This window comes from Photorhabdus akhurstii (assembly GCF_018448925.1).
Classification (GTDB): Bacteria; Pseudomonadota; Gammaproteobacteria; order Enterobacterales; family Enterobacteriaceae; genus Photorhabdus; species Photorhabdus akhurstii.
This window is the reverse complement of record NZ_RCWE01000035.1, coordinates 38,817-46,179: the sequence shown is the minus strand read 5'-3', so window position 1 is coordinate 46,179 and position 7,363 is coordinate 38,817. Positions and strand designations below refer to the sequence as shown.

Sequence of the window (7,363 nt, the reverse complement as noted above, 5' to 3'; positions counted from 1 at the left end):
GGGGTTGCCGCTGACCTGGGTATTACGTACCGAAGTCGGGAAAGGGCCGCTGGTATTATTGAAACTGAGAGGATTTACCCTGCCGAAAACCATTTTTGAGGAGAATAGGGGAAATAACCGGCCTGAGTCGGTGAGAAAGAGAAATAATGACAACTGGATGACAGAATAATCGCTTATTTGACGGCATAAACCGGCGGCGATAAATGGCGATTATCCTCCGGTTATTATCAGATAAATAAATTTTCAAAATAGTAGATCACTGGAAGGGAACTCAGTCCGATTTTTGCGATCTGATCAATTGCGAAAAATCCAAAACCCCAAAACGGACTGAGTGATGTCAATCATAGCATCCATACCTCAAAATGAATGCCAGAAAATGCCCAAACAGAGCAAGTCACCTATGTTAAAGGAATAAAAAAGAACTCTGATTTATTTATCAAAATGTTAGATGAACTGAATCATCAATATCCCCATGCGGAAACCCTTACATTACTCTTAGATAACTACGGTATTCATAAAAGTCAGAAGGTAAAGGAGTGGCTGGCACGACATCCCAAATTTACTCTGTTGTTTTTATCCGTCTATTCACCGTGGCTAAATAAAATAGAACGGTTATGATAATCGCTCCATGAGACAATAACGCGAAATCATTGTTGTCAATTTATTTGGCGGTTGCTTAATTATGTTGATGCTTTTTTGGCATCGTTTTCATTACAGCAAAAGCCAGGAAGAAAAAATAGGTGTAGTACTATTATGAAACCTTATTTAATTAACATAAATATAATCTAGTGGAATTATCATATAATAATATTGTTTTTTATTTAGATAGATTAGAGAGAAATATTATTACAACTAATTTCTATCTCTTTTGTGGACAATGGTGAAAACTATACTATTATGAAATTGGTGCATTGAAATAATTAATGCCAATATAACAGTTTAGTAACTACATCACAGTCTATAATAACAGGCTGAGCATATTAACGCTCTATTAGGGAAAAACTTATACCGTTCATGATGAAAAGGCAATGAAGTGTCATGATAACTCATTGGCTGTAATCGGAAAAGTAATGTTAACCAAGTGGAGATAGATATATGTCTAAATACAAATTAAACCGATATTTATTAGCAATTTCTGTATTGTATGCTTTCATATCAGGAAATGTTATTGCCGCCAATCCTAAAATATCTGCATATTATCTGAGTGGGCCTGCTGCGCAGGTTGATACTCAAGAATATTATGCCAGCCTTGATAACTTTAAAAAATTAAGTAGAGATATTTCTAAGAATAAGAGTAACTTTAATACGTTGGTATTATCTTTTGTCCAGCCTGGTTTTGTTAACTATGAAAAAAATAGCCTGAAATGTTCAGGATTGTTTGGTTATACCTGTATTTCTGGTCAAAGTGTTAGCACCCAAGAAGCTGAAAATGCCAGGGCCGATTTTGTGGCATTGAAAGGTGTTATCGCTGATTTAAAATCTCATGGAGTGAGTACTTATATCGCTGTAGGTGGATGGAATTTTAGTTGTTATCCGAAAATTTATGATGTAACCGCCGGCAAAAAAGATGCTTGTGGTAATGAACCCGGTGCGGTTTATGATATCTTCCCTAATCCCCTGACCAAAATTCCTCGATTTGACAGTACTATTACGGGCAAAGAAGCAGATAAGGCATATAGAAATATTGTCAATTTGGCGGCTGACTTGAAAGTCGAGGGAATTGATGTTGATTATGAGGAATTCTGGCACGCTGATATTAATGCAAAAAGTTGGAAATTAACCCCTGACTCAATCAATGTTCCCCCTAATAACAGCGAAACTCTTATTACATCAACTTTAATAGCCAAGGGACTCGGCGGTTATGTTTATGATGCGTCAATGAAGATTGTCCCTGGCGCAGAAAAAATTCCCCGTGCAATGCCTGTAACCGTGGATAAATTCGCCGCTATTTTAAAATCTTTTTACACTTCAATTAATGCCGTTAAACCATCACTTAAGCTAAGTACCGCAGGTCCTGCAACGGGAGGTATCCCGAATATGTCCGCTAACTGGGGAACTAATGCGAGAAATAGTGATATTTATGGTGGTGCCTGGTGGGGAGGAAACCTCTATGGTTTGATTTATAATACTGCGCTGAGTTATCCCGATTTGATCAACCGACTCAGTTATATTGGTGTGATGACCTATGATTTAAGTGAAAAAGATTGTGGATTTATTGGGGGAGGTGAAACATATATTCCTTGTGATCTTCCTGGACAGGTTAAGTATTATTATGGTCAATATATTAACTGGCTTAAATCCGGCAATGAAGTAGTCACCTTTCATGTCAAATTGAAAGGAGCGCGTAATTATGCTCAGGCATCAGTTCAACCGCAAAAATTATTGGTTTTGCCGCCTATTACAGTTGGGTTTGAAGTGGGTAAACCCGCAACCGGTAATTTACCGCTCACGAAGACAGCTCTCAATAGCATATTAGATGGTACGATCAAATATGGTAAAACGGGCCTTATAATGTGGGATCTATTTAAGAATGAACGTTATGACGGTAATAACTGGAAAGATGAGTGGGCAACACCTAATGATCTTTTGTCTACGGCTTGCAAAAAAATAGGATTGACAGGAGAGCATTATAATTGCGATAGCTCTGTCCCGACACCTGCTCCTGTTTCGGCTTTTACCAAGAAAGAACATTGATGTTGATATTTAATCTTTAATTCTGTCAATATGCAGGTTTCCTTGAAAGGCGACCTGCATTATTAAAGAAAACGGTGGAACTTAGCGGAAATGCTGAATTTTCATGGTTGATTGGATACTGCCCCGCGATGTACCGCGAGCGGGGCAACAGATAAAAATATGTAAAACTATGGGGTTCTTGATGCTGTATCGTTTTCATCCTCACTGACAATAAACCACGGGGTGTACAGCTTTTCTCGCAAATATTTCTTAGCAGTGATGACTTTGTATTCCCGTCCCAATGGATCATAAAGGTGGGTATCGGCAAACAGGTCATCTCGTGCGCTGTCATCACTAACGTAACGCCAGTCATTTAGAAAATAGGGTTGATAAGTACGCACAGGTTGGCCTTTGTCGTCATATTCTGTGCGACCGGAAACGGCCCATCGGGTGTCTGTAGGGGCACTGACCAGAACGCCATTTGCATCCACGACCAGCCCGCCATCCTCTTTACGTTGCCAGGCATCACCTGACTCATGACGAGCTGAACTCTGGAGTAACCGGCCAAAACCGTCACTAAAGCTCACCGTCTGTTGGTGCTGCTGTTGCGGATCGCTATCATAGCGATCAGTGGTGATCCCCAGTACATGTGGCGGTAAACGGGGAATACTTGCCAATAGCGAAATAAGTTGAATCGTCAGGTTCTGATGGCTTGTTCCTCGTTTCCCGCTTAACGCACACACTTTCCCATCTTCGGTAATCATATGAGCGGCACGCAGTTGCGCCCATAGCGCTTCTGCCTCTTCTTGTGACTGAGAAAGCTGAGACAAAGATAACGACGGCATCCAGCTATCAACGGCATAGACTAAACATTGGGCAACAGGGAGTGCGCCGGTTAATGCCAGCGCTTTATCTACGGAGTCCGGTGGTGTGAAGGGCTGGTTGGAATAGCCTGCGGCTTGTCCTGCCTCTGTGCCCCAGAACCGGCTGGTGGTTACGCGACCTAGCGCGTCCAGAGTCACAATATGTTGATTATCATTAATATCTGTCAGTTGTACCGGTGTAAGGAAACGATAATCGTAATGGGCTTGCGTCGTTAATCCAGCGGCATCTTGAGTCTGTATTATTACACAATGATGGGTATCCCAGGTCAGTGTGGTTTTCCCTGTCAGCAACGAGTTACGCTGAGCCTGAGGCCGCCAGAACTGTGCGGCGTCACCGTAATCGGTATAACCTTGCCGTGCCGCCCATACCGGGCTTTCTGATCTGGTATTAAACAACCGCGCGACTTGCTGATAACCGGCCTGTGTCAGCGCGGTATTCAACTCTTGCTCTTCAATCACGCCTTCATACGCCTGTAATGAGGTATCGTCCATCATGGCGGTTTCTTGGAACGCGACCAGTGCTTGTAACGTGGGTTTTTCTAGAGTGACTTCCGCTTGACCGGCGGTGTAAAACGTCTGTTGTTGTCCCAGATAAACGGCCGCTTTTTCATCTGCTAGCAGGCCATCATCTTTCAGCAAGATTTCAAGGGAAATCCCTTCGGTTGGAATTTTGCTCCGGTCATAAGTATAAACATCACGGCGTTGTGCATTCGGTAAACCTAATCGCCAGTTTTCCCCATCAGTCAGGTGATGCCAGCTATTTTTTTGTCTCACCAGACGTAATAGTTGTTGTTGATCATCATAGCTGCTGTCAAATAGCGTTTCCGGCAGGGTAGGCGGGTAGGGATTCACTGCTGGTTTTTCGCGGCGCGGCCAGGCAATATCGACACTTTGCAGTGATTGACCAAAGATATCGTGTTGCAACTTGATACTCTGGCTGAACTGTGGGTCAGTGATGATACGTTCATAGTGGTAGCTGCGATTTTCAATAGCAGTCACCCAGGCAGATAATTCAGTTTCTTTATTTACGGGAATAGAGCGTACCTGATAGCGCGATTCACTGACGGTATAAGGCACTGTTTGCTTATCTGTTCCGTCCAGACCGTAGAGCTCAGTGCGTAGCAGTTGGCCTTTAAGCGCTCGCGTCAGCCAGTTACGTTGTGTCTCATTGGGGGTAAATGCTTGGTCTGTCTGGTTGGTGTGATCCCAGACGGTATAACGGGTTTCAAATCCGCTATAAGCTTGCGTGTCTGCCTGCCAATATTCCGTAGCTAATTGGCTGTCTACTTCATCCATGCCGGTGGCAAACCAGCTAATACTCAGCGACGGTGCCGCCTGTTCGGGGGCGGTGCCGTGAGAAAACGTTGTGGTATCTGTCTGTTTGATGCAGCCAAATCCTCTGAATTCCCGCTCTTTACCATCCCAGACGCCGTGGCTGTAGTTGACTTCACTGGTGAGCCGGTTGCCGCTGATTTCATCCTGAATTTCGGTATACCATAGCAAATGCATTGGAAACGGCAGATAACAAGCCGGAGATTTGCCTGCTTTGGTGAGCTGTAATTTTTCATCCAACCAGAATTGCGCGGAACTACGATAATGTAGCGTGTGATGTGCGCCCCGGTTATTGTTCATTACATTCAACAACCAGGGTTTGGTCAGTGACAGGTCACAACGCCAGTGATGTGGCGCGATATGTGGCACAGTCAGAATCAAGCTGGCTATCCCTAATCCCTGAATATCGGCGACTTGAAGTTGGCAAGTGTTGTCAAATTGTACGCCTTCTGGCAACGCTAATGTCAACGGGGCATCAAACTGATTACCACTTTGGTTGAGATAAATGAGCAAAGAGCCGGATTGCGCATAGATAAGGTCGGTGGTGCCGGAGCCGTCGATATCCGCCAGAAACAGCCGTTCGGGATTGAAGCTATTTTCGGGCTGGCTAAATCCTGACAGAGTTAGTGGTTGACCGAAACGGCCATGCCCTAGATTCGGCCAACAGGTGACGCGATTAGCCTTGATTTCCACCAGATGTTGTTGACCGGAACCGAGCATATCACTGAAAGCCACCAGTTTGCGGGCATCGGTCCCTGTGACAGGCAGGGTGATACCTGTGGATTGGGGGACATCTTCTCCTTTACGCCAGCCGTTTCGCTGGTTGGCATATAGACGCACGCTTTTCGGCCCGATCAACACTAAATCAGATAAGCCTGCCCCGGTAAGGTCAGCGAACTGGATGCTTGGATGAAAATATTCCACGGGCAAGGCATTGATTGGCGTAAAGTGCGTCCACTTTCCATCGGGTTGCTGACTATGGTATCCGCGAATACCGGAGGCGGTAACAACCCAATCCAGTTGGCCGTCTCCGTTGATATCCATCAATGAGGCATTATCCTGCAAATTGGGTAGGGTAGGCAGTGGGGCGATTTTGTCGTAAGTGACGGCATTGCTGTCTCCGTCTTCCTGACGTTGCGGAGCTTTATACCACCAAGCGCCTCGATCTTGATACAGCATACCTGGCAACCCTTCTCCCCGCAGATCAACCAGTTGATAACGTTGCTGCGAGTTAAAATTATCTAGTGCGTCAAAGCGTTGCCATGTCGGCATTTTCTCCAGATCAAACCGTTGCCAGGCTAGTTCTAGTGGTGGCTGGGTGACTGGGCTGCCGTCCGATTCATGGCTTAATTGACGGATGGTAATCAACGTGGTGACGCTGGCGTTTTTGTCATATTCCAGTATTAAGCGTCCAACCAGTTCCGGGGCGTCATTGGTACTGGCTTCTCCGGCCATGAGCGCGGTGCGGTGAAACATCAGCACTTGTTGACATAAGCGGCGAGTACGCACTTCAAAACCATATTCATAGCGAGAGAAGATATCCGGGCGTACAGACCATTGCGCTGTACCTGCATCCCATGTTGGCACGGTATGAAGTGAGGTATCGCGCTCACCGTGGTCAAAGACCAGATGAAACAGCCACTCTTCCGGTGCGGGAGGTGCGTTATCCAGTACGAACAGGCTGGCTTGTGGTTTGATGTTGCCGTAGTTCACCTGTACCAGATAGCGCTGTGCGGTAACATTGGGATGAGCGGTTTTTTCATTGTCGTCACAATGGGCTTCATCTTCGGCTCGATATTGATAGCTGACATGTTCACCGGCTGGCGTCACAGTTTCTTCCAGCAACCACTGGGCGATTTGTTGGTCATTTTGCGGATTTGCCAGACAAGCCTGCGCGGTTTTCCCTAAGATGTGTAGTTGGCCGTCCGGTGACGATATCAGCCAGAAAGCGCGTCCTTCTTGACCGGAGGCAGGTTGCCAGTATTCGATTTTACTGAAATCCAGGATCTGGCGGGCTTGATAGCGGGTCACGGTATAGGAAATTGGCAAGGTAACGCCTTGCAGCGTTTTAACGTCTTGACGGATATCAGGTTGCCCTTGGTCATTCAGGGCGATATTCATGACCTCGCCTTGTGGGGATAGGAACGTGTCGTCATTACCGTATTGTGGAATGCCATGTTGGGTGCGTCGGCTAATGGACATAACACCGCATTGCCAGCCGATGCCGAAAGGCCCATTACCTGCACTGTTGCTGTAAATCAGCGATAATCCAGGAGCCGTCCCTCTGCCGGTCGAAAGGGGTAATGGCAGAGATAGGGAGGCCATTCCATCAGGGCCGGCAGCATTCAGTGCTTCTCCCATGCCATTGATAGCACCGCCACCTTTGGGAAGTGACAGCGTTGTAATCGATACTTCTGGTGAATCCTGCATAAAGTACTCCTTAATAACAGGCCCCTGATAGGGACCTGTAATCG

Annotated in this window: 2 protein-coding genes and 1 pseudogene; 2 read left to right on the top strand and 1 reads right to left on the bottom strand. The window is 45.8% G+C overall.

Features of this window, described 5'->3' with window-relative positions; translation table 11 throughout:
- Positions 1-375: 375 nt before the first annotated feature.
- Together EAE93_RS21945 and EAE93_RS21940 are read left to right on the top strand one after the other, a co-directional pair.
- A pseudogene (locus EAE93_RS21945) lies at positions 376-789 on the top strand (transposase); the annotation flags it as partial.
- 306 nt (positions 790-1,095) lie between these two features.
- Positions 1,096-2,694 (top strand): toxin, encoded by a 1,599-nt coding sequence (locus EAE93_RS21940; protein ID WP_214040576.1) that lies wholly within the window; start codon positions 1,096-1,098, stop codon positions 2,692-2,694.
- 167 nt (positions 2,695-2,861) lie between these two features.
- Here the strand turns inward: EAE93_RS21940 and tcaC are convergent, their stop codons facing one another.
- Positions 2,862-7,319 (bottom strand): insecticidal toxin complex protein TcaC, encoded by a 4,458-nt coding sequence (gene tcaC, locus EAE93_RS21935; protein WP_214040575.1) that lies wholly within the window; start codon positions 7,317-7,319, stop codon positions 2,862-2,864.
- Positions 7,320-7,363 lie beyond the last annotated feature (44 nt).